The sequence below is a fragment of the Methylobacterium sp. Leaf469 genome (assembly GCF_001424745.1).
GTDB lineage: Bacteria > Pseudomonadota > Alphaproteobacteria > Rhizobiales > Beijerinckiaceae > Methylobacterium.
The window spans coordinates 310652-331294 of sequence record NZ_LMRE01000034.1 but is presented as its reverse complement, the minus strand read 5'-3'; the positions used below and the strand labels follow the sequence as shown (position 1 = coordinate 331294).

Sequence of the window (20643 nt, the reverse complement as noted above, 5' to 3'; positions counted from 1 at the left end):
ACCGCCCGACGGCTATCGCCACGACTCACCCGATCCTGGAGTTCAGCCCTCGGCCCCGATGCGTTCCTGGAAGCAGGCTGTGGCCCGGGCCTTCGACGGGGCCGAGGGCTATGATGCCGCCGCCGGCATTCAGGCGCGGGTGGCCGAGGGCTTGGCCGCGCGCATCGCGGCCCTGCCCCTGGCGCCCGCGCCGCGGGTGCTGGAGGTCGGCTGCGGCACGGGTCTCCTCACGGCGGCCCTGCACCGCCGGATCGTGCCGGGCCCGTACCTCGCCACCGACATCGCGCCCGCCATGGCCCTGCGCTGCCGCGCCCGGCTCGGGCCGGGGCCCGGCTTCGTGGTCATGGACGGGGAACGGCCCTGCCTCACGCCCGGCTTCGACCTCGTCTGCTCGAGTCTGGCGGCGCAGTGGTTCGAGGACCTGTCCGGCTCCCTGGCGCGGCTCGCCGGACTGCTCGCGCCCGGAGGGCACCTCGCCGTGGCGACCCTGGCCTCGGGCACCTTCGCCGAGTGGCGCCGGGCGCACGCCGACCTCGACTTCGAGGCCGCAACGCCGGCCTATCCCACCGTGGCGGCCCTCGCCGCCCTGCGCATCCCGGGCTGCACCGTGGCGGTCTCGGACGAGCCCGTGGTCGAGGCCCATGCGGACGGGCGCGCCTTCCTCGCGGCCCTGCGCGCCATCGGCGCCGGCACGCCGGAGGGACGGCCGCCGCTCACACCCGGGGGGTTGCGGCGGGTGCTGCGCCGGTTCGATGCCGGCGGAGCCCGGGTGACCTACGCCGTCGCGACCCTGACGATCCGGCGCATCTGATCCATCATCCGATCCACCATCCCTTGCATCATCCCTTGCCGACGCCCGAGGGCGGCTTCCAGGGCCGCGCGGGTCGGTGCCCGCAGGGGCGCCTCGTCGAGATGGTGGTCGCGCCCCCCTGCGCCGGCGATGAAGCGCGGCGCCACCGTCCCGTCGGGACCGAGCAGGGCATCGAACAGCGCGACGAAGCCGAAGCCCTCGCGCGCGCACAGGGCGGACAGGCGGTCGTTGAAGGCACGGTGCAGGCGGGTGCGCTCGGCGAGGGACGGGACCTCCAGGGCCGCCACGGCCGCAGCCGTGGCGGTGCGGTCGCCCGCCGCGCCTTCCAGGGCGAGGACGTGGGCGTTGCAGTATCCGTCCGCCCAGGATTCGTCCGACAGGGCCGGCGGGAACACCGACAGGACATGGACCGGGCCGAGTTCCGAGAACCAGCGGACGAGGAAGGCGCCGTAAGCCGCCGCCGTGCGGTCGCAGAAGGTTTCGAACCCCGTCTCGTCGAAAGCATGCTCTCCGTTCGCGATGCGCCGGAAGGCCGCGACGAACTCGATGTCGACCTGCCCGAACTGGAACAGGATCGGCAGGCCGCGGGCGGCCGGCACGCGGGCGAGGGCATCGGCCAGGCGTGCGAGGCGCGCGCCGTAGCCCGAGCGCGAGGCCGGGTTGTCCAGTCCCGCCGCCGAGCCCGCCGTGCACAGGACGTGGATCGGCAGGATCGGCCCGGACCGTTGCAGCCCCACCCGCCGGTAGAGCCGCGAGTGACTGTCTCCGACGAGAAGGTACGGCCGGCCGACGCGGGCGAGGGCCGGCAGGATTTCGGCCCAGAAATCCGGGTCCGCGACGACGTCGGGCCGTTGGGCGAGGTGGGCGTTCACGAGGCTCGCCGCGAGGCGGGCCCGCCCGCGCCAATGCCACAGGCGGCTGCGCGTCAGGGTGTCGAACCCGGTCGGATCGAGGCGCAGCGGGTAGGTGACCTGCTCGTCGCCGCAGAAGCTCAGGAGGTGGAGTACGGCCGTGCGCGCATCCGGCACTGCGGCACCGAGGGCCGGCGATTGCGCGCGATACGCGTCGGGCGAGAACCCCGCCCCGGTCACCAGGGCGCAGAGGGCCTCGACCTGCCTCGGGTCGAGGTCGGGCGGCAGGAAGCGCAGGGCGGACGGGGTCAAGGCCGCCAGGGCGGCGGCCCGGCCCCCGAACCACCGCCTCACGGGCATGGCGTGGGGGTCACGAGACCCGCGGGCGGGAGAACCATCGGCCGACCCGCTGCACGGCGTCGCTGCGCAGGGGCGCGGTGATCCGCCAGGACAGGGAGGCGCGCAGGCGCTCCACCCGGTCCTTGTGGTAGGCGAGTTCCGCCTGGGCCTCGGCGAGTTGCGAGCGGTGGGCCTCATGGCCGCCGGCCACGCGCTTGGCCCGGTCCGTCGCCTCGGAAACGAAGTCCGGATCGATCGGGGCTCCGCCGACGACGTTGCGCATGGGCTCCCGCGTGCGGATGTCGATGGGTTCACGGAACAGGATGTTGCCGTGGAACGGGTCCGAGAAGAACGGCGTGTAGTAGGCGCACCCGTCGAAGAAGTAGTGCGTCACCTGTGACCACCGGGTCCGGTCCGGATTGGTCTGGCGCGCGCCGCCGTGGAGGATGTTGGCGACCCAGATGAGCGCCTGCCCCTTTCGGGCGAGGAAGGTCTTGGGCTCGCGCTTGTGGGCGGCAAGGAGGGCGTTCCAGGTCGCATCGTAGGCGTTGCCGGGCTTCCAGGCGTTGCCGTTCTGGAAGTGCAGGGCCGTGACGCCGAGGTGCTCGTTGTTGATCACCGGCCACTTGTGCGTGCCGGGATAGTAGATCAGCGGCCCGGCATCGGCCTCGATGTCCTCCAGGGCGACCCAGACGCCGCACATGAACTTCTCCGGCACCGAGCTGAAATGCGAGGCGTCCGAATGGGTCTGCTGCTGGGTGCCGACGGGGAAGTTGAGGGTCTGGAACGGCTTGGCCTCGCGCCCGAACACCGCCGTCAGGAGATCGAGGACCGCGGGGTTGGCCGCGAGCGCCATCACGTCGGGCTGGGTCTTCCAGGCGTCCTGAACCCGCAGGCCCTCGTTGGCGGCAAAGCCCGTGGCGCGCCACCGCGCCCAGTCGAAGCCTCCGTCCAGGGCGGCGCGGATCGCGGCGGCGCGGGCGTCGAAATCGGCGTCGGGAAAGTCGATGACCGCATAACCCTGCTCGCGCAGCTGGCGCGCGACGGACAGGTGCTCCGGGCTCATCGCCGGGACGAAGCCGTCGCAATCCAGGAACGGCGACTCGAAGGTGGGAATTCCGGGCAGGAGGGTGGCGGCCCCCGCCGACGTCAAGGCCGCGTCGTATCCCATGGCTCTCCTCCTTGAATCGGGCCGCGCGGACGCGGGGCCACGGCTTTCACGGTTGCGGGGGCGTCTCGCCGGCGTCCAGGCTCAGCAGGAACACGCCTTGTGCGCCGATGAGGTTCCACACCCACCACGGCATGGAAAAACGCATGGGCCGGCCGCGCGCGTCGAGGGCCGTGGCCTTCTCGATCCGCGCGCCCACCGTCCGGCACAGGCCGACGAAGTCCCGGATGGTGCAGTGGTGGATGTTCTGGGTCTCGTACCACTCTTCCGGCATCAGGGCGGTGACAGGCATGCGGCCACGAAAGGCCAACTCCGCACGCACCCGCCAATGTCCGAAATTCGGGAAGGAGATCACCACCTGCCGGCCGATGCGCAAGAGGTGCTCGAGGACGATGCGCGGGTTGCGCGTCGCCTGGATGGTCTGGGACAGGACCACCACGTCGAAGGCGTCGTCGGGGTAGTTCGCCAGATCGGTGTCGGCGTCGCCCTGGATCACCGGCAGCCCGCGCGCCAGGCAGGCGTTGACGCCCTCGCGCGAGAGTTCGATGCCGCGCCCGTCGATGCCGCGCCGGTCGCGCAGGAGCGCCAGCAGGGTGCCGTCGCCGCAACCGATGTCGAGGACCCGGGCACCCGGGGCCACGAGGCTGAGCACCACGAGGTGATCGACCCGCGCGCTTCCGAGGTCGCCGCGCGGCAGGGAGGCTGCGGCATCCCACGGGGCCGGGGCGACGACGCGGTGGGACTTCACAGCGAGGTTCTCATAGACCGCGCGCCCGGGCGGCGGCGTCGATGAAGCCGCGCGCCGCGCCGAACATCACCGGCTCGTCGAGGAGGAATGCGTCGTGCCCCTTGTCGCTCTCGACCTCCACGAAGGCCACCGCCGCCGAAGCCGCGTTGAGGGCATGCACGATGGCGCGGGAATCGGCCGTGGGAAACAGCCAGTCGGAGGTGAAGGACATGACGCAGAAACGGGTCTTCGTACCCCGGAAGGCGTTGGCGAGCACGCCGCCATGGTCGGCGGCGAGATCGAAATAGTCCATGGCGCGCGTGAGATACAGGTACGCATTGGCGTCGAAACGCTCGACGAAGCTCAGGCCCTGGTGGCGCAGATAGCTCTCGATCTGGAAATCGGCGTTGAACGAGAAGGTGGGCGCCGACCCGCCCTGGAAGCGCCGTCCGAACTTCCGGTGCAGGGCCGGTTCCGACAGGTAGGTGATGTGCGCGCCCATGCGGGCGACGCCGAGGCCCTTGGCGGGACGGGTGCCGGCCTCGAGGTAGCGCCCCTCGGCCCAGGCCGGATCGGCCATGATCGCCTGCCGGCCGACCTCGTGGAAGGCGATGTTCTGGGCCGAGTGCCGTGCCCCCGTGGCGATGGGCATCGCGGCGAACACCCGCTCGGGGTAGAGGGCCGCCCATTGCAGCACCTGCATACCGCCCATGGAGCCGCCGATACACAGGAACAGGTTCTCGATGCCGAGGCGGTCGAGGAGCATCGCCTGCGCGCGGACCATGTCGCGGATGGTCACCAGGGGAAAATCGAGGCCGTAGGCCCGGCCCGTCGTCGGTTCGATGGAGGCCGGGCCCGTCGAGCCCATGCACGAGCCGACGACGTTGGAACAGACGACGAAGTACCGATCCGTGTCGACGGGCTTGCCCGGCCCGACGAGGGTCTCCCACCAGCCGCGCTTGCCCGTCACCGGATGGGTGTGGGCGAAATGCTGGTCGCCCGTCAGCGCGTGGCAGATGAGCACGGCGTTGGAGCGGTCGGCGTTGAGGGTACCCGCAGTCTGGTAGGCGATCTGGAACGGTGCGAGGGCCACGCCGGCATCCGTCGCCAGGGGCTCGTCCAGGCCGAATTGCGCCAGATGCCCCTGGGTGGCCTGCGCCTTGGCCTCGATCACCGGGGGGCCGTCCGTATCGGTCGCCTCGGCTCGGGTCTGGGTGGGAGGATCGAGCGACATGGTCATGAGGGGGAGATCTGACGGGGGAGGTCGCGGGACGAAGTGGGCGGTCGCCATGCGGAGGAGGGGAGGCGACATCCCGGCGGCGTGCGGAGCCGTCGCGTCGCAGATGGAGGTAGTGTGCGCCTCGCCGAGCGTCAACGAAACCATGCGTCATCGGGGCGTGCGTCATCGGGGGATGGACGCGCGTCGAACCCGCATACCGCGTCGAAACGGTGTAGACGTGAATCGACATCCTGCCAGGTCGAGGGGGTGTCGTCGTTGCGAAGAGATGTCTCGGCGTCGTCCACCCGACGAAGCGGTGAAGCGTTTTACGGCGGACGTCTTCGCCTCCGCTGCAACGCGCCGCCCTGTCCAAGGAATTCAAACCGTTGCCCGAGCCCGTGAACGCCCTGCCCGACGCTCTGATCGCCCTGGGCTGGTCCCCGTTCTTCGCCGATCAGATCGCCGACAGGCCGGGTATGCCGGCCCGCATCGGCATGGTCCATCGCTCGCGCATGAGCGCCATCGGGCCGGAGGGCTCCGTCAAGCTCGCCCTGGACCACAACACCAACACCGGCGCCTACGCCGTGGGCGACTGGGTGCTCATCGATCCCGCCGCCCGCACCCTCCTGAGCCGACTGGAGCGGCGAACGTTGCTGGCGCGCCGCGTCGAAGGCTCGAAGGTCCCGCAGCTCGCAGCGGCCAACGTCGACACCCTGTTCATCGTCACCTCGTGCAACGCCGACTTCAATCCGGCCCGGCTGGAGCGCTACCTGGCGCTGGCCAACCAGGCCGGGACCGAACCGGTGATCCTCCTGACGAAGGCCGACACGGCCGCCGACGCCGAGACCTACCGCCGCGCGGCCGAGGCCCTCCAGCGCGACCTGCCCGTGGTGATGATCAACCCCCGCGAGCCGGACGCCATCGCGGCCCTGGCGCCGTGGTGCGGGCCCGGCCGGACCGTGGCGCTCGTCGGCTCCTCCGGGGTAGGCAAGTCGACCCTGGTCAACACCCTGGCGGGCGACGGCGTGGAGGAGCCCCAGCTCACCGGGGGCATCCGCGAGCACGACGCCAAAGGCCGCCACACCACCACGGCGCGCTCGCTCCACGCCATCGCGGCCGGCGGCTGGGTCATCGATACGCCGGGAATGCGCACCCTCCACGTCAGCGACGCGGCGGACGGGATCGAGACCCTGTTCGCGGAGATCGTCGAACTGGCGCCACTGTGCCGGTTTCGCGACTGCACCCACGCGCACGAGCCCGGCTGCGCCGTCCAGGCGGCGGTGACCGAAGGCCGTCTCGATCCCGAGCGCCTGTCGCGCTGGCGCAAGCTCCTGGACGAGAACCGGGTGAACACGCCCGTTCTGACCGGCCCGCGCGGCAACAAGAAGCGCTGAGCCGCCCGTGAGCGCGTGGCCTCCCCTCGACCGGGACCGGTTCGCCAAGTGCCGGGCACTGATGGAGCGCGGTGCGACGCCGGGCGAGCGTGCGGCCGGCCGGGCCGCCGCCGCCCGCATCGCCGCCGCCGCCGGTCTGACCCTGGCGCAGGCGGAGGCGTTCGACGCACCGAGGACGCGGCCGGCGCCCTCCTATGCCTGGCGCGCATCCAAGACCGCCTCCACGACTGCGCCTGAGCCGAAGGCTCCGCCCGCCCCGATCACCGTGGAGGAGTTGCAGGCCCAGAAGCGTGCCGCCGAGGCGCGTCGGCGCAAGCTGGCGGCGCGGGAGGCCCGGCGCCTGCGGGCGCTTCATGCCGAGCAGGAACGGCAGAGCGCCGCAATCCGGACCGCGCAGGGCGAGCGCGACCGGGCCTGGGCGGAGGCACGAGCCGGCGGACCGACAAACGAACCCCATCCTGTAACCGGATCGCATCTTGGCTAGCCGCTACGGCCTCGAGATCCGTGCCGCGAGCGCCGCCGATGCGCCCGGCCTCGCCGTGCTGCTCGCCGAGATCGGGCTTGCGATGCCGGCCGAAGCCCTGGCCGAGCGCCTGGAAGCGATACGGACCGGGCCGAGTGTCGCGCTCGTCGCACAGGAATGGGGGCCGCCGAGCGGCCTCGTGGTGCTGCACTGGTACCGGAGCGTCGCCGAGGCCCGTCCCGTCGCCCAGATCACCACCCTGTTCGTGGGAGCCGAGCAGCGCCGGCGCGGCATCGGACGGCTCCTGCTCAAGGCCGCTTCGCAGGCAGCCCGCATGGCCGAGTGCGACACCCTTCAGGTCGTAGCGTCGGCCGACTCCGCCGACCTTGCCGATTTCTGCCGCGCCACGGGCTTCACCCCGGGCGGCCCCGGCTTCGTCCGACCCCTGCGCAAGGGCCGCTGAACCGCGGCCTCGCCTCGTCAAGCCCGGCAAGCTTTGTTAGACGGTGCCCCTCGCGATCACCCCGGCCCGTTCCATGTCCTCCGCCCTGTCCCCCGAGACCCCCATCTCCACCCGCCCGGTGCCCCGCCCGGGCGTCCTCGCCATCGAGGCCTATGTGCCTGGCAAGAGCGGCGTGCCGGGGGCGCACAAGATCCACAAGCTCTCGTCCAACGAAACGCCCCTGGGGCCGAGCCCGCTGGCCCTGGCCGCCCTGCGGGAAGCGTCGGGCAAGCTCGAACTCTATCCGGACGGCACCTCGGCGCGCCTGCGCGATGCCATCGGCCGGCGCTACGGCCTCGATCCCGCCCGCATCGTCTGCGGCGCCGGGTCGGACGAACTCCTGTCCTTCCTCGCCTACGCCTATCTGGGGCCGGGCGACGAGGGGATCTTCTGCGCCCACGGCTTCCTCGTCTACCGCATCGCCATCCTGGCCGCCGGCGCCACGCCCGTCGTGGTGCCGGAGCGCGACCTCACGGCCGATGTCGACGCGATGCTGGCCGCCGTCACCTCGCGCACGAAGATCGTCTACCTTGCCAACCCCAACAACCCGACCGGCACCTACCTGCCGTTCGACGAGGTCCGTCGCCTGCACGCGGGCCTGCCGCCGCACGTGCTTCTCGTCCTCGACGGGGCCTATGCCGAGTATGTCCGCGCCAACGATTACAGTGCCGGCCTCGACCTCGTGCTCGAATCCCAGAATGTGGTGATGACCCGGACCTTCTCGAAGATCCACGGTCTGGCCGCCTTGCGCATCGGCTGGATGGTCGCCCCGGGCGAGGTCGCCGACGCGGTCAACCGCATCCGCGGGCCGTTCAACCTGTCCGGCCCCGGCATCGCCGCGGGGGCGGCGGCCATCGCCGACGAGGTGCACGTGGCGGGGGCGATCGCCCACAACGACACGTGGCTCGCCCGGCTCGTCGAGGGTGTGACAACCCTGGGACTCACCGTGACGCCGAGCGTCGCCAACTTCGTGCTGGTGCACTTCCCCGATGAAGCCGGCCGCTCGGCGGCGGAGGCCGACGCGTTCCTGACCGCCCGGGGGATCATCACCCGGCGGGTCTCGTCCTACGGCCTGCCCCATGCCCTGCGCGTGACCGTCGGCAGCGCCGAGGCCAACGCGGCCTTCCTCGCCGCGCTCACCGACTTCCTCGGGGCCGCCCCACGTGCCTGAGCTCGCCACACCCGTCGTCGACACCCTCGCCATCGTGGGGCTCGGGCTGATCGGCTCGTCCATCGCCCGGGGCGCACGCCAGTACGGCCTCGCCCGGACCATCGTGGCCATCGACGGCAATCCGGGCGTGCTGGAGCGCGTTCGGGCCCTCGGCCTCGCCGATACGGCCACGGACGACGTCGCGGCCGGCGTGACGGGGGCGGACCTCGTGATCCTGTGCGTGCCGGTGGGCGCCGTCGGGGCCGTGGCCGAGGCCATGGGCGGCGCTCTGAAGCCCGGCGCCATCGTGTCCGATGTCGGGTCCGTGAAGGCCTCGGTGGTCGCGGCCGTGGCGCCGCACATTCCCGAGGGCGTCGCCTTCGTGCCGGCCCATCCGGTGGCGGGCACCGAGTATTCCGGCCCCGATGCCGGGTTCTCGACCCTGTTCTCGGGGCGCTGGTGCATCCTCACCCCGCCCGAAGACACGGACCCTGCGGCCACCGCGCGGGTTCAGGCCTTCTGGGAAGGGCTCGGCGCCATCGTCGAGTCCATGACGCCCGAGCACCACGACCTCGTGCTCGCCATCACCAGCCACGTGCCGCACCTCATCGCCTACAACATCGTCGGCACGGCCGCCGACCTCGAGGCCGTGACGCAATCCGAGGTGATCAAGTTCTCGGCCGGCGGGTTCCGCGATTTCACCCGCATCGCCGCCTCCGATCCGACCATGTGGCGGGATGTGTTCCTGACCAACAAGGACGCGGTGCTGGAGATGCTTGGGCGGTTCAACGAGGATCTCGCCGCGCTCGCCCGCGCCATCCGCTGGGGCGACGGCGACGCCCTGCACGAGCTGTTCACCCGCACCCGCACCATCCGAAAAGGCATCGTCGCCATGGGCCAGGAGACGGCCGAAGCCGATTTCGGCCGTGCCCGGCCGGGGCCGGCACCCGAGAAGGTGCCGCCCGCCGCCTGAGGCTTCAGCCCGGGAAGGGCGGGCTCACACGAGCCCGAGCTTCTGCGCCAGGCCGATGCGCTGGAGCTTGCCGGTCGCACCCTTGGGGATCTCGTCCAGGATGAGGATCTTGGCCGGCACCTTGAAGGCCGCGAGACGTTCGAGGGCGAAGCCCCGCAGATCCTTCTCCGCCAGGGTCTGGCCTTCGCGCAGGACGATGGCGGCTGCGACATCCTCGCCGAGCTTGTCGTGCGGCATGGCGAAGGTCACGCATTGCGACACGGCCGGATGGTCCATGAGGATCTCGTCGACCTCGCGCGGCGAGATCTTCTCGCCGCCCCGGTTGATGATCTCCTTGAGGCGTCCGGTGAGCGAGAGGTAGCCTTCCGGGGTGAGCGAGCCCTGGTCGCCCGTGCGGAACCAGCCCTGCTTCGTGAAGGCCTCGGCGTTGGCCTTGTCGTTGTTCTCGTAGCCCGCCATCACGTTGTCGCCCCGGATGACGATCTCGCCGATTTCGCCGGCGGGAAGCGGCTCGCCGTCCTCGTCCACGATGGCGATCTCGGGGCCGGCGGCGAGGCCGACCGAGCCGGCGTAATGCGGCTTCGGGGGCAGGGGGTTCGAGGCCATCTGGTGGGCGGCCTCGGTCATGCCGTAGGCCTCGATCAGGGGGGCGCCGAAGGTGTCCTCGATCTCTTTCATCACCTGCGGCGGCATGGAGGACGAGGACGAGCGGATGAACCGCAGCGGGTTCGCCTCGATGACCTCCCGGTTGCGGGAGGCACGGCCGAGGATCGCCTGATGCATGGTCGGCACCGCCGTGTACCAGGTCGGGCGGACCTCACCCATCCAGCCGAAGAACTTCAGGGCGTTGAAGCCCGGGGTGCAGGAAACCTGACCGCCGGCCGAGAGCGGCGCCAGGATACCCGCGATGAGGCCGTGGATGTGGAACAGCGGCATGATGTTGAGGCCACGATCCCCCGCCGTGAAGGCCACCGCCTGCCGGATGTTGCGGGCCGAGGCGCAGACGTTGGACTGCTTCAACGGCACGATCTTGGGGCGCGACGTGGTGCCGGAGGTGTGGAGCACCAGGGCGATGTCGTCGGGCTGCGCCGGACCACCGTTGGCGGCGGGCGCGACGGCTTCACCCGAGAACGCCAGGGTGAAGGAGCCGGCCCCTGCTTCCGGGGTCGGGCGCAGGCGCACCACCGGCACGCCGAGCTTCTCGGCGACGGCCACGGCCGGCGTCTCGGAGCCTTCGGCCACCACCAGCAGCCGGGCGTCGAGGTCGGAGAGGTAGAACGTGAACTCGTCCGCCTTGTAGCTCGGGTTGAGCGGTGCCGAGGTGGCGCCCGCCGCGATGGCGATGAAGGCGGCGGCCATCTCGGGACCGTTGTCGAGGACGATGCCGACGCGGTCGCCCCGGCCGATGCCCTGGGCGTTCAGGGCCGCGATGGTGCGCGTGGTCAAGGCGCGCAGGGCACCGAAGGTCAGGGGCACGCCGCCGGGGCTCGACAGGGCGGTGGCCTCGTCGGCGCCGGCCTGGATCAAGGCGTGGAGGGTGGTGGCGTTCTCGGCCATGGAAGATGTGTCCTTGAAATCGCTCGAAAAATTCAGGCGGCCGTGATGGACAGGCGTCCCTGCGCCCGGTCCAAACTCTGCGCGAGCAGGCGCATCAGGGCGTAGACGGTGCCGATATGCGGGGTCGGGGTGTCGGTCAGGCGCCCGAGCTCGATGATCGATCCGACCAGCGCCTCGAGTTCGATGGGTCGGCCCGCCTCGACGTCCTGCAGCATCGAGGTCTTGTGGGCGCCGACCTTCTCGGCTCCGGCGATGCGCTTCTCGATGCCGAGCTTGAACGTGATGCCGAGCTTGCCCGCGATCGCTTCCGCTTCGCGCATCATGTCGGTGGCGAGTGCCCGGGTCTCGGGGAACTGGCAGATGTCCACGAGGGTGGCGTGGCTGAGCGCCGAGATCGGGTTGAAGCTGAGGTTGCCCCAAAGCTTGAGCCAGATCTCCGCCCGGATGTCCGAAGTCACGGGCGCGCGGAACCCCGCCTTGATGAGGCGCTGGGCGAGCGACTGGACGCGGGGGCTCATGGTGCCGTCGAGTTCGCCCAGACCAAAGCGGTGGCCCTCGATCACCTGCACCACGCCGGGCTCCGTGAGCACAGCGGCCGGATAGACCACGGAGCCGATGACGTGCTTCGGATCGAGGTGCTGGGCGATGAGGCCGCCCGGATCGGCCGTCTCCAGGTGGGTGCCGGTCAGGTCCCCGCCGTGACCACCGGAAAAGTACCACCACGGGATTCCGTTCTGCATGGTCACCACCATGGTCTCGGGTCCGATGAGGTGGTGCAGATCGGCGGCGATGGGGCCGACCTGATGCGCCTTGACGGTCAGCAGCACGATGTCGTGCACGCCGGCCTCGTCCATGGATTTCGTGGCCGATAGGTTCTTCACGTGGATCTCGGAGCCGTTCTCCTCGATCAGGCGCATCCCGTTGGTCTTGATGGCGTCGAGGTTGGCGCCGCGCGCGATGAAGGTGACGTTCTCCCCCGCGTTGGCGAGGCGTACGCCCAGGAATCCGCCGATGGCGCCGGCGCCGACAATGGCGATGCTCATGTGGGTGTCCTCAGATTCGTGTTCGTCAAATCCGTCACGCGAATGCGTTCGACAGTACGCCGATGCCCTCGATGTCAACTTCGACGGTGGCGCCCTTCGGGATCGGACCCGCACCGTTGGAGGTTCCGCAGGCGATGAGGTCGCCGGGCTCCAGGGTCATGCCCCGCGAGACCAGGGCGACGATCTCCTGCGGCTTGAAGATCATGTCGGCGAGCGGGTAGCGCTGGCGCTCGCGCCCATTGACCCGCACGGCGACGGAGAGGGCGTCCGGGTCGAGGCCGGTGGCGATGACCGGGCCGAACGGACCGAATCCGTCGAAACCCTTCGAGCGGGTCCATTGCACGAAGCTCGGATCGGCTTTCAGCACCTCCAGCGCCGTGACGTCGTTCACGCAGGTGTAGCCGAAGATGTGCTCGGCCGCCGCCTCGGGGCTGAGATCGCGTCCGCGCCGGCCGATGACGATGCCGAGTTCGCCCTCGAACAGGATGCGGCCGAGGCCGTCCGGGATCGTCACGGCCTGCCCGCTCGCCCGGTAGGTGTTGGGCGGCTTGACGAAGAACAGGGGAGCCTCCGGCCGCTCCAGCCCCTGCTTCTCGGCCGCCGCGTGAAAATTGTTCCACAGGGCGATGAGCTTCGACGGCCGGCAGGGAAGGTCGAGGGTGACGTCGGCGAGCGGCAGAGTCTCGCCCGTGGGAGTCGGAGTGGAGAAGAGATCGCCCTCGTAGACGGTGATGCTCTCCCCGTCGAGGCGGCCGAAGCCGTCTCGACCGCCATGGGTGTAGCGAAGCCAGCGCGCCATGGTTTCAGGCGTTCCGGGCGATATAGCGCGCACGCCAGGGCTTCAGCACGGCGATGGCCAGCAGCGAGGCGAGGATGTTGGCGCCGGCGGCGACGAGGAACACCCCGTCCCAGCTCGCCGAACTCTGCTGGAGATAGTTGGCGGCGGGGACCAGCAGGGCCGCCGTGCCCTTGGCGGTGTAGAGCAGGCCGGCATTGGTGGCGGCGAACTTGGTGCCGAAGGTGTCGGTGCAGGTCGAGGGGAACAGCGAGTAGATCTCACCCCAGGCGNAGGGCCGCCGTGCCCTTGGCGGTGTAGAGCAGGCCGGCATTGGTGGCGGCGAACTTGGTGCCGAAGGTGTCGGTGCAGGTCGAGGGGAACAGCGAGTAGATCTCACCCCAGGCGAAGAACACGAACCCCGAGAGCAGCACGAACCACAGGGGRTCGTGACCCCAGAGGTAGAGCATGTAGATGCCGAAGCCTTCCATGGCGAAGGCGATGAACATGGTGTTCTCGCGGCCGATCTTGTCCGACACCCAGCCGAAGAACGGGCGGGTCAGTCCGTTGAGCACCCGGTCGATGGTGGCCGCGAAGGTGATGGCCACCATGGTGATGCCCATGATCGTGACGGGCACCTTGTCGACGCCGATGAACATGAAGTACATCAGCCAGAAGATCGGCTGGCGTGCGACCTCGCCGGGGGTGAAGTTGCGCCGGGTCTGGGCGACGCTGGCATTGCTCGCCGCCTCTGCGACCTGCCCCTTCTTCGGGGAGACCAGGAACACCGACAGCACCATGACGATGAGGCCCTGGCCGATGCCGAAGCTGAAGAACGCGGATTGGAAGCCGTTCTCGGCGATCATCCACTGGATCGGCGCGACGGTGAGGGCCGAGCCGGCGCCGAAGCCGGCGGCGGTGATGCCGGCGGCCAGACCCCGCTTGTCCGGGAACCACTTCAGGGCCGAGCCGACGCAGGTGCCGTAGACGGCGCCCGCACCGATGCCGGCCACCACTTGGCCGAGGTAGAACATGTTCAGGGTCTCGGCGTAGGAGTTGATCACCCAGCCGATGCCGCAGAGCAGGCCGCCGAACAAGACCACGACGCGCGGGCCGTACTTGTCGACGAACCAGCCCTCGACGGGGACGAGCCAGGTCTCGAACAGCACGAACAGGGTGAAGGCCCACTGGATCGCNGACCACGACGCGCGGGCCGTACTTGTCGACGAACCAGCCCTCGACGGGGACGAGCCAGGTCTCGAACAGCACGAACAGGGTGAAGGCCCACTGGATCGCGGCGCGGTCGAAGCCGAACTTCTTCTGGATGTCGGGGACGAAGAACGTCCAGCCGTACTGGAGGTTGGCGATCATCACCATGCAGATGACGCCGATCACGAGCTGGCCCCAGCGGCCGAACGGGGGGGCGGCGATCGTCGGAGAGGCGGCAGACCCTCCTGTTGCGCTATAATCTTNGAACTTCTTCTGGATGTCGGGGACGAAGAACGTCCAGCCGTACTGGAGGTTGGCGATCATCACCATGCAGATGACGCCGATCACGAGCTGGCCCCAGCGGCCGAACGGGGGGGCGGCGATCGTCGGAGAGGCGGCGTAGGCGGTCCCACCTGGGACGGGCGCAGCGGTGCGCGCGGTCATGGCGTTGTCCTTGGATCAACTTTTGGTAATGCCGCACGGTTCTAACCGCAATTATTTTGAATTCAAGCAGCTTCGCCGTGACGCCATCTTGCACTCTTCTGTAAATTTTTTTCGATACCCATGTAAAAAATTTGAGATAGCCATGACTGAATAGCGATACCGGACGGTGATCTTGCGATGCAAAGGACTAAGCGTGCGCTGCAGCAATCGACGGGGAGCTGAGCCGCCGGGGTGGGCCGGACCGGAACATTCTTGGGTGCTGCACGGTTGCGCTTGGCCTGTGGCAGACGGTCGCCTCCCTGGTCGTCGGCCCAGATCCTGGCCCATTCACGGAGAGTTCGATGAGCAGCACGACGGACAAGATCAAGGGTCTGGCCAACGAGGCCGTCGGCAACATCAAGCAGGGCGTCGGTTCCGTCACCGGCAACGAGAAGCTTCAGGCCGAGGGCAAGGCCCAGGAACTGAAGGGCGAAGCGCAGAAGACCGTCGGCGATGCCAAGGACGGCATCAAGAACGCGGCCCAGAGCGCGGCCGATGCCGTGAAGAAGATCTGACCGGAGCCCCATCGGCGGGCCGTGCTTGGCTCGGGGCATTCAGCGCCGCGGACATCGGGTCCGCTGCGGCAGAGAGGAACCGGAATGAACAGAGATCAATTCGAGGGCGGCCTGCGCAACCTGCGTGGGCGCGGCCGGACGGCCCTGGGCGCCGTGACCGGGCGTCCGCGTCAGCAGATCGACGGCGCTGTGGATCAGGTCGCCGGGACGCTCCAGCACGGGTATGGCCGGGCTCGCGAGACCGCGGACGGCCTGCATCGCGACGGCACGCAGTTCATCGACGAGGCCCGCAGCCGGGGTCGGGCCGTGGCGAGCGAGGTCCAGGATCGTGCCGAGGATCTGCGGGAGCGCGGACGCGGCTACCGTGACGAAGCGGTGCGGCGGGGCCGGGATATCGCAGCCCGAGCCGACGACAACCGGAACACCACGCTGCTGGTGGTCGCCGCCGCTGCTTTCGCCACCGGGTGGCTCATGCGCCGGACACGCTGAGGCGAGCCGCACCAGTCTCGCTGGCGCTGTCTACGCCCCGGTGAAGTGGTGCTCAGCCTCGGGTGCCGGGCGCCGGGCCTTCGCTTCGTACAGGGCCGTATCGGCCCGGGCCAGAACCTCCTCCGGGCTTTCTGCGTTCGGTAGACAGGTGGCGATGCCGAAACTGGCCGCGATCCGCACCGAGGCTCCGTACACCTCGAACGGCTGTGCGAGGCCCGCGTGGGCGCGCTCGACGATGGCGGTGGCCAGTGCCCCGTCCGGCGCGACGATGACGAACTCGTCCCCGCCGAGGCGGAACATCCGCGCCGGTGCCGCCAAGCAGGCGATTCGGCCGGCGAGCAGGGTCAGCAGCAGGTCGCCCGCGGCGTGACCGAGGGTGTCGTTGATCGGCTTGAAATGGTCGAGGTCGAACAGGATCACGGCAAAGTCCGTCGCCGGCTCTGTCATGGCCTCGCTCAACCGCTCGCGCAGGGCCAACCGGTTGCCGAGCCCCGTCAGGTCGTCCCGGCGGGCGAGGTGATGCAATCGCGTCCGCTCCGTTTCCTGGGTGGTGACGTCCCGGTCGATCCCCCGATACCCCTGCAGCACGCCGTCGGCGTCAAAGAGCGGCACGCCGCTCGTCTCGAGGACGACGATGCGGCCGTCCCGGTGGCGGTTATGGTTGATCAGTCCGGCGAAGGAGCGCTTCTCGCGCACGATCTCGGCGAAGGCACTCCCCACCCGCTCGGCCTCGTCCGGCGGCATGAAGTCGAACGGCGTCCGGCCAATGATCTCGTGCGGCTCGTAGCCGAGAAGCACCAGGGAATGACGCGAGGCGTAGGTGTAGCGCCCCTGGGCATCCACCTCCCAGATCCAGTCCGAATTGGTGTCGAGCATCGCACGCAGGCGAGCGATCTCCTGCAGCAGCCGTTCCGTATCGGCAGGTGCATCGATAAGTGCGCCGAATCTCTGGCGTCGGGCGTTTCGCTCCGGACTCGACCGATCTTTGGCCGGTCCGGGATTGCGCGTGCGAGATGTCGGGCTCATGCAGGACCGGTCGTGGCGTCGTTTCCATTAACCTTAGGTCACGCGACCATAAGGGTTCGTTACTGTACTGAGGATCTTGCCGGTTCAGCCCGCTTTTCGGCGGAGGAATGAGACCGAGGAGACCAGCCAGATGTCCATTCGTCCATGGTCCGCTTTGACGACCGATGAGTTTCGGCATCGAGATATGTGCCGCACCATCGCCGTGCTGCCCGTGGCCGCCATAGAGCAGCATGGCCCGCACCTCCCCCTCTCCACCGATCTCGACATCGCCGAGGGCTACCTCGCCCGGCTCATGGCTCTGCCGGCCGACGATCTCGACGTCCTCGTCCTGCCCGTGCAGGCCATCGGGAAGTCCGACGAGCACGACGCGTTTCCGGGGACCCTGAGCCTCACGAGCGCGACGGCGCTCGGTGCATGGGGCGAGATCGGCACCGGGATTCACCGGGCCGGCTGCACCAAGCTCGTCCTCGTCACCGCGCATGGCGGCAACAGCGGCCTCATCGATCTCGTGGCCGCCGACCTGCGCGCCCGCCTCGACATGGTCGCCGTCACCACCGCCTGGAGCCGATTCGGCTATCCCGAGGGCCTGTTTCCCGAAGCCGAGATCCGGCACGGCATCCATGGCGGGGGCATCGAGACCGCCCTGATGCTGGCGCTCTGCCCCGACCGCGTGCGGATCGACCGCATCGCCGACTTCACACCGCGCACCCTCGAGATGGAGCAGGCGTTCACGCACCTCCGAGCCGGGCGCCCGGCGGCCTTTGCCTGGAAGGCGGGGGATCTCAACCCGGCCGGGGCCATCGGCGATGCGCGCCTCGGGACGGCCGAGGCGGGACACGCCGCCCTCGATCACGGCGCCCGCGCGGTCCTCGAACTCCTGCGCGACGTCGATCGCTTCACCCTGGCGCCCTGAAGCTTGGCGAAGCCGAGAAACCGCGAAAAACTCAGTCTTCGGGGTCTTCGGTCTCGGGCGTGCGGGTCGGCCAGGTCACGATGCGGTCCAGGAGTTCGTCGGCGGTGAACTCCTCCTCGTTGCCCGACACGCGACCGCGGATGGAGATGCCGGCCTCGTGGACGCTGGCTGCCCGGCCGCTCACCAGGGGATGCCAGTCGGGCAGGTCCTCGCCGTCGCGCACGAGGCGGTACCCACAGGTCGGCGGCAGCCACGGGATCGTCCGTACGGCCTCCGGCGTCAGGCGCACGCAATCCGGCACCCGCTTCTGCCGGCGGGGATAATCACGGCAATGGCAACCGTGCCCGTCGAGCAAGGTGCAGCCCACATCCGTATGGTAGACCTCGCCCGTGTCCTCGTCCTCGAGCTTCAGGAGGCAGCAACGGCCGCAACCGTCGCACAAGCTCTCCCACTCGGCGGGCGTCATCATATCCAGCGTCTTGGTGCGCCAGAACGGTTCGGTGGAAGCCGGCGGCCCGGACGGGCGTGCGGGCGTGCGATCCCGCATTCGGGAACCCCAAGGTCAGGATGTGCGGTGGGACGGGCGAAGGGTTCCCTTGCCGCAACGCGTCTCAATGAGCAAGCGCCACCGGCGCGCCCCATTCCCGCGTCAAGGTTAATCCGATCTTGAGCCGGTGCACGCGGCGACGTGCCATGCCGCCGGCGCGTTGCGCATGGTATCGGGTGTCTCGCGAACCGATGCGCGGCTTGATAGATTGAATGCCGCGGTGCGGACCGGATCGGGCTGCCCTCCAGGGACGTGAAGAACAGATCGTGCGCTTGCCCAACGCCACTTCCCTGACGACGCGGTTCAAGCGTGCGGCCCTGGCCTTCGACGCCTGGGTGAACGCGGGTCTCTACGACAGCGGCCGCTCGGCCGGCGAGACCTACGAGCGTTTCCAGGAGCGTATGAACGTCTTCGCCGTGCGGGGCTGGAAGCGCGGTGTCCTCGACCTGACCAGCGAGGCGATGACGCTCGGCACCGGCGGCGCGGTGTTGATGCTGGCGCTGGCGCAATCCGCTTTCAACCAGACCAGCGACAACTGGCTCAAGACCCAGGATCTCGCCGTCACCTTCCTCGACCGCTATGGCGCCGAGGTGGGACGGCGCGGGATCAAGCACGACGATTCGCTGAAGCTCGACGACTTCCCCGATATCATGATCAAAGCCCTGGTCTCGACGGAGGACCGGCGCTTCTACGAGCATTGGGGCATCGACCCCATCGGCACGGCGCGCGCGCTGGTTTCGAATTCGCGCGGCGGCGGCAACACGCAGGGCGGCTCGTCCATCACGCAGCAGCTCGCCAAGAACCTGTTCCTGACGAACGAGCGCTCCCTCGAGCGCAAGATCAACGAGGCCTTCCTCGCCCTGTGGCTGGAAAGCCACCTCACCAAGAACGAAATCCTGAAGCTCTATCTCGACCGCGCCTATATGGGTGGCGGCACCTTCGGCGCCGTGGCGGCCGCCGACTACTATTTCGGCAAGCCGCTCAAGGACATCTCCCTCGCCGAAGCCGCCATGCTGGCCGGTCTGTTCAAGGCGCCGACGAAGTATGCGCCCCACGTCAACCTGCCCGCCGCCCGCGCCCGCGCCGTCGACGTGCTGCACAACATGGTCGAGGCCGGCTTCGTCACGGAGGGCCAGATCCAGACGGCCCTGCGCAACCCGGCCACTCCGGTGACCCGCACCCGCGACATCACGGCGGACTACTACCTCGACTGGGCGTTCGGCGAGATCAAGGGCATGGCCGATGCGGGCCGCTTCCGCAGCGACCGCGTGCTCACGGTCAAGACGCCGCTGGACCTCACGATCCAGAAGCGCGCCGACGAGGTGGTGCAGAACACCCTGCGCCGCTACGGCGACCAGTACGACGTCGACGAGGCCGCCATGGTGATCCTCGACCCGGATGGCGCGCTGCGTGCCATGGTGGGCGGGGCCGATTACGGCGAGAGCCAGTTCAACCGCGCCACCGACGCCCTGCGCCAGCCGGGCTCCTCGTTCAAGCCCTACGTCTACGCCGCAGGCCTCGCGTCCGGCCTGTACCGGCCCGACACCCGGGTCGTCGACCGCCCGGTCTGCCTCGGCGACTGGTGCCCGCAGAATTACGGCCGCTCGTTCTCCGGCCCGACCAACCTCACGGTGGCGGTGGCCAAATCCATCAACACCATCCCGATCCAGATCTCCATCGCCATCGGCAAGGGCATGGGCATCAAGGGGGATTTCGCGGCCGCCACCGCCGGCCGGGTCAAGATCGTCGAGACCGCCCACCGCATGGGCATCACGACGCCGCTGCCGACGAACTCGGTGTCCCTGCCCATCGGCTCGGCCGAGGTCAACGTGATCGATCAGGCCGCCGCCTACGCGGTGTTCGCCAACGGCGGGCGCAAGGCCAAGCCCTACGCCGCCATGGAGGTGAAGAACTCGTCCGGCGAGGTGATCTACCGCCATGCCGACGAGGCGGTCGAGCAGGTGCTATCGACCCAGGTGGTCGCCGACATGAACTACATGCTCACCAAGGTGGTGGAGGAGGGCACCGGCAAGCGCGCCCAACTCGAGGGCATTAAAGTCGCGGGCAAGTCCGGTACCACGAACGCGTATCGCGATGCCTGGTTCGTCGCCTACACGGGCAACTATGTCGGCTCGGTCTGGTTCGGAAACGACGACCACACCTCCACCAACAAGATGACCGGCGGCTCGCTCCCCGCCATGGCCTGGCACGATGTGATGGAGATCGCCCACCAGGGTATCGAACTGAAGCCGATGCCGGGCCTCAAGGAGGTCGGGCGCGCCGTGGCCCAGACACCGACTGCCGCCCCGATCAATCCGGCGGCCAGCGCCGCCGGCAAGCTGTCGCGGCGTTCCTTCGAGGTCATCGGCGGCGTCAACGGCCTGTTCCGCACCGTCGAGGCCAGCGGCGCGTCCCCGCGCGCGGCCGGCAACGTGGCCGACGGGACACGCCCGGCATTCGGCCGCATCGCCACTCCGTAAGCGTGAGAG

General features: G+C 69.5%; 20 protein-coding genes and 3 pseudogenes. 10 read left to right on the top strand and 13 right to left on the bottom strand.

The features are described from left to right. The first annotated feature begins 58 nt into the window (after positions 1 to 58). Positions 59 to 811, top strand: a complete 753-nt coding sequence (locus ASG60_RS15575) for a methyltransferase domain-containing protein (protein WP_056176253.1) — start codon at positions 59 to 61, stop codon at positions 809 to 811. On the opposite strand, the gene ASG60_RS15570 is transcribed toward ASG60_RS15575, so the two are convergent. From ASG60_RS15570 to ASG60_RS15555, 4 genes are read right to left on the bottom strand one after another with little or no spacing between them, the layout of a single operon-like run. Continuing rightward, positions 775 to 2022 carry a hypothetical protein gene (locus ASG60_RS15570; RefSeq protein WP_056386501.1) on the bottom strand — a complete coding sequence of 416 codons (1248 nt, stop codon included), beginning with the start codon at positions 2020 to 2022 and terminating at the stop codon, positions 775 to 777. The two genes, ASG60_RS15575 and ASG60_RS15570, sit on opposite strands and share 37 nt — an antisense overlap. 10 nt (positions 2023 to 2032) lie before the next feature. Further along, positions 2033 to 3172: a phytanoyl-CoA dioxygenase family protein gene (locus ASG60_RS15565; RefSeq protein ID WP_200947680.1), complete on the bottom strand. Its 1140-nt coding sequence runs from the start codon at positions 3170 to 3172 to the stop codon at positions 2033 to 2035. Positions 3173 to 3218: 46 nt separating this feature from the next. Beyond that, positions 3219 to 3917, bottom strand: coding sequence for a methionine biosynthesis protein MetW (gene metW, locus ASG60_RS15560; RefSeq protein ID WP_056176260.1), 699 nt, complete (start codon positions 3915 to 3917; stop codon positions 3219 to 3221). Between the two features lie 10 nt (positions 3918 to 3927). Next, the gene (locus ASG60_RS15555) at positions 3928 to 5136 is read right to left on the bottom strand and encodes a homoserine O-acetyltransferase (protein ID WP_156368867.1); all 1209 of its coding nucleotides are present in this window, start codon (positions 5134 to 5136) and stop codon (positions 3928 to 3930) included. A 365-nt stretch (positions 5137 to 5501) separates the two neighbouring features. On the opposite strand from ASG60_RS15555, the gene rsgA reads away from it, so the two are divergent. The 5 genes from rsgA to ASG60_RS15530 all read left to right on the top strand — a co-directional run bounded on the left by rsgA (position 5502) and on the right by ASG60_RS15530 (position 9597). Next, complete coding sequence (gene rsgA / locus ASG60_RS15550; protein ID WP_244472904.1) at positions 5502 to 6509, top strand: ribosome small subunit-dependent GTPase A; 1008 nt, start codon at positions 5502 to 5504, stop codon at positions 6507 to 6509. 7 nt (positions 6510 to 6516) lie between these two features. Beyond that, a complete protein-coding gene (locus ASG60_RS15545) occupies positions 6517 to 6993 on the top strand; it encodes a hypothetical protein (RefSeq protein ID WP_244476689.1) in 477 nt (158 codons plus the stop codon). Next, complete coding sequence (locus ASG60_RS15540; RefSeq protein ID WP_056176269.1) at positions 6986 to 7435, top strand: GNAT family N-acetyltransferase; 450 nt, start codon at positions 6986 to 6988, stop codon at positions 7433 to 7435. The genes ASG60_RS15545 and ASG60_RS15540 overlap by 8 nt, the downstream gene beginning before the upstream one ends. 73 nt (positions 7436 to 7508) lie before the next feature. Beyond that, the gene (locus ASG60_RS15535; protein ID WP_056266584.1) at positions 7509 to 8645 is read left to right on the top strand and encodes a histidinol-phosphate transaminase; all 1137 of its coding nucleotides are present in this window, start codon (positions 7509 to 7511) and stop codon (positions 8643 to 8645) included. After that, a complete protein-coding gene (locus tag ASG60_RS15530) occupies positions 8638 to 9597 on the top strand; it encodes a prephenate/arogenate dehydrogenase family protein (RefSeq protein WP_056266581.1) in 960 nt (319 codons plus the stop codon). The genes ASG60_RS15535 and ASG60_RS15530 overlap by 8 nt, the downstream gene beginning before the upstream one ends. Positions 9598 to 9621: 24 nt before the next feature. Here ASG60_RS15530 and ASG60_RS15525 read toward each other — a convergent pair whose 3' ends face one another. From ASG60_RS15525 to ASG60_RS23280, 7 genes and pseudogenes are all read right to left on the bottom strand, one after another. After that, complete coding sequence (locus tag ASG60_RS15525) at positions 9622 to 11154, bottom strand: acyl--CoA ligase (protein ID WP_056303734.1); 1533 nt, start codon at positions 11152 to 11154, stop codon at positions 9622 to 9624. Positions 11155 to 11186: 32 nt separating this feature from the next. After that, entirely contained in the window at positions 11187 to 12197 is a 1011-nt protein-coding gene (locus ASG60_RS15520) for a 2-dehydropantoate 2-reductase (RefSeq protein ID WP_056386499.1), read from the bottom strand. A 34-nt stretch (positions 12198 to 12231) separates the two neighbouring features. Further along, positions 12232 to 12996 carry a fumarylacetoacetate hydrolase family protein gene (locus ASG60_RS15515; protein WP_056386497.1) on the bottom strand — a complete coding sequence of 255 codons (765 nt, stop codon included), beginning with the start codon at positions 12994 to 12996 and terminating at the stop codon, positions 12232 to 12234. A gap of 4 nt (positions 12997 to 13000) precedes the next feature. Beyond that, a pseudogene (locus ASG60_RS23590) lies at positions 13001 to 13265 on the bottom strand (oxalate/formate MFS antiporter); the annotation flags it as partial. A gap of 1 nt (position 13266) precedes the next feature. After that, the coding region (gene oxlT, locus ASG60_RS15505; protein ID WP_244476700.1) for an oxalate/formate MFS antiporter at positions 13267 to 14141 on the bottom strand (875 nt) is incomplete at its 3' end. Between the two features lie 28 nt (positions 14142 to 14169). Continuing rightward, a pseudogene (locus ASG60_RS23585) lies at positions 14170 to 14349 on the bottom strand (oxalate/formate MFS antiporter); the annotation flags it as partial. Positions 14350 to 14445: 96 nt separating this feature from the next. Next, positions 14446 to 14625: pseudogene (locus ASG60_RS23280) on the bottom strand (oxalate/formate MFS antiporter); the annotation flags it as partial. A 341-nt stretch (positions 14626 to 14966) separates the two neighbouring features. On the opposite strand from ASG60_RS23280, the gene ASG60_RS15500 reads away from it, so the two are divergent. Both ASG60_RS15500 and ASG60_RS15495 read left to right on the top strand, forming a co-directional pair. Further along, complete coding sequence (locus ASG60_RS15500) at positions 14967 to 15179, top strand: CsbD family protein (protein ID WP_056266563.1); 213 nt, start codon at positions 14967 to 14969, stop codon at positions 15177 to 15179. Between the two features lie 84 nt (positions 15180 to 15263). Continuing rightward, positions 15264 to 15668 (top strand): general stress protein CsbD, encoded by a 405-nt coding sequence (locus tag ASG60_RS15495; protein WP_056360633.1) that lies wholly within the window; start codon positions 15264 to 15266, stop codon positions 15666 to 15668. Between the two features lie 30 nt (positions 15669 to 15698). Here ASG60_RS15495 and ASG60_RS15490 read toward each other — a convergent pair whose 3' ends face one another. Next, entirely contained in the window at positions 15699 to 16562 is an 864-nt protein-coding gene (locus ASG60_RS15490) for a sensor domain-containing diguanylate cyclase (RefSeq protein WP_277996244.1), read from the bottom strand. 262 nt (positions 16563 to 16824) lie between these two features. Between ASG60_RS15490 and ASG60_RS15485 the strand changes: the two genes are divergently transcribed. Continuing rightward, positions 16825 to 17607, top strand: a complete 783-nt coding sequence (locus ASG60_RS15485; RefSeq protein ID WP_056176294.1) for a creatininase family protein — start codon at positions 16825 to 16827, stop codon at positions 17605 to 17607. Positions 17608 to 17638: 31 nt separating this feature from the next. Here the strand turns inward: ASG60_RS15485 and ASG60_RS15480 are convergent, their stop codons facing one another. Beyond that, positions 17639 to 18154 (bottom strand): YcgN family cysteine cluster protein, encoded by a 516-nt coding sequence (locus tag ASG60_RS15480; protein ID WP_056386494.1) that lies wholly within the window; start codon positions 18152 to 18154, stop codon positions 17639 to 17641. A 266-nt stretch (positions 18155 to 18420) separates the two neighbouring features. Between ASG60_RS15480 and ASG60_RS15475 the strand changes: the two genes are divergently transcribed. After that, positions 18421 to 20634 (top strand): PBP1A family penicillin-binding protein, encoded by a 2214-nt coding sequence (locus tag ASG60_RS15475; protein ID WP_056176913.1) that lies wholly within the window; start codon positions 18421 to 18423, stop codon positions 20632 to 20634. The last annotated feature ends 9 nt before the right edge of the window (positions 20635 to 20643 follow it).

Coding starts and splice junctions, on each gene's coding strand:
- ASG60_RS15500 (WP_056266563.1), top strand. CDS start 14,967: ATGAGCAGCACGACGGACAAGATCAAGGGTCTGGCCAACGAGGCCGTC.
- ASG60_RS15575 (WP_056176253.1), top strand. CDS start 59: ATGCGTTCCTGGAAGCAGGCTGTGGCCCGGGCCTTCGACGGGGCCGAG.
- ASG60_RS15535 (WP_056266584.1), top strand. CDS start 7,509: ATGTCCTCCGCCCTGTCCCCCGAGACCCCCATCTCCACCCGCCCGGTG.
- ASG60_RS15515 (WP_056386497.1), bottom strand. CDS start 12,996: ATGGCGCGCTGGCTTCGCTACACCCATGGCGGTCGAGACGGCTTCGGC.
- ASG60_RS15570 (WP_056386501.1), bottom strand. CDS start 2,022: ATGCCCGTGAGGCGGTGGTTCGGGGGCCGGGCCGCCGCCCTGGCGGCC.
- ASG60_RS15485 (WP_056176294.1), top strand. CDS start 16,825: ATGTCCATTCGTCCATGGTCCGCTTTGACGACCGATGAGTTTCGGCAT.
- ASG60_RS15495 (WP_056360633.1), top strand. CDS start 15,264: ATGAACAGAGATCAATTCGAGGGCGGCCTGCGCAACCTGCGTGGGCGC.
- ASG60_RS15565 (WP_200947680.1), bottom strand. CDS start 3,172: ATGGGATACGACGCGGCCTTGACGTCGGCGGGGGCCGCCACCCTCCTG.
- ASG60_RS15520 (WP_056386499.1), bottom strand. CDS start 12,197: ATGAGCATCGCCATTGTCGGCGCCGGCGCCATCGGCGGATTCCTGGGC.
- ASG60_RS15525 (WP_056303734.1), bottom strand. CDS start 11,154: ATGGCCGAGAACGCCACCACCCTCCACGCCTTGATCCAGGCCGGCGCC.
- ASG60_RS15480 (WP_056386494.1), bottom strand. CDS start 18,154: ATGCGGGATCGCACGCCCGCACGCCCGTCCGGGCCGCCGGCTTCCACC.
- ASG60_RS15555 (WP_156368867.1), bottom strand. CDS start 5,136: ATGACCATGTCGCTCGATCCTCCCACCCAGACCCGAGCCGAGGCGACC.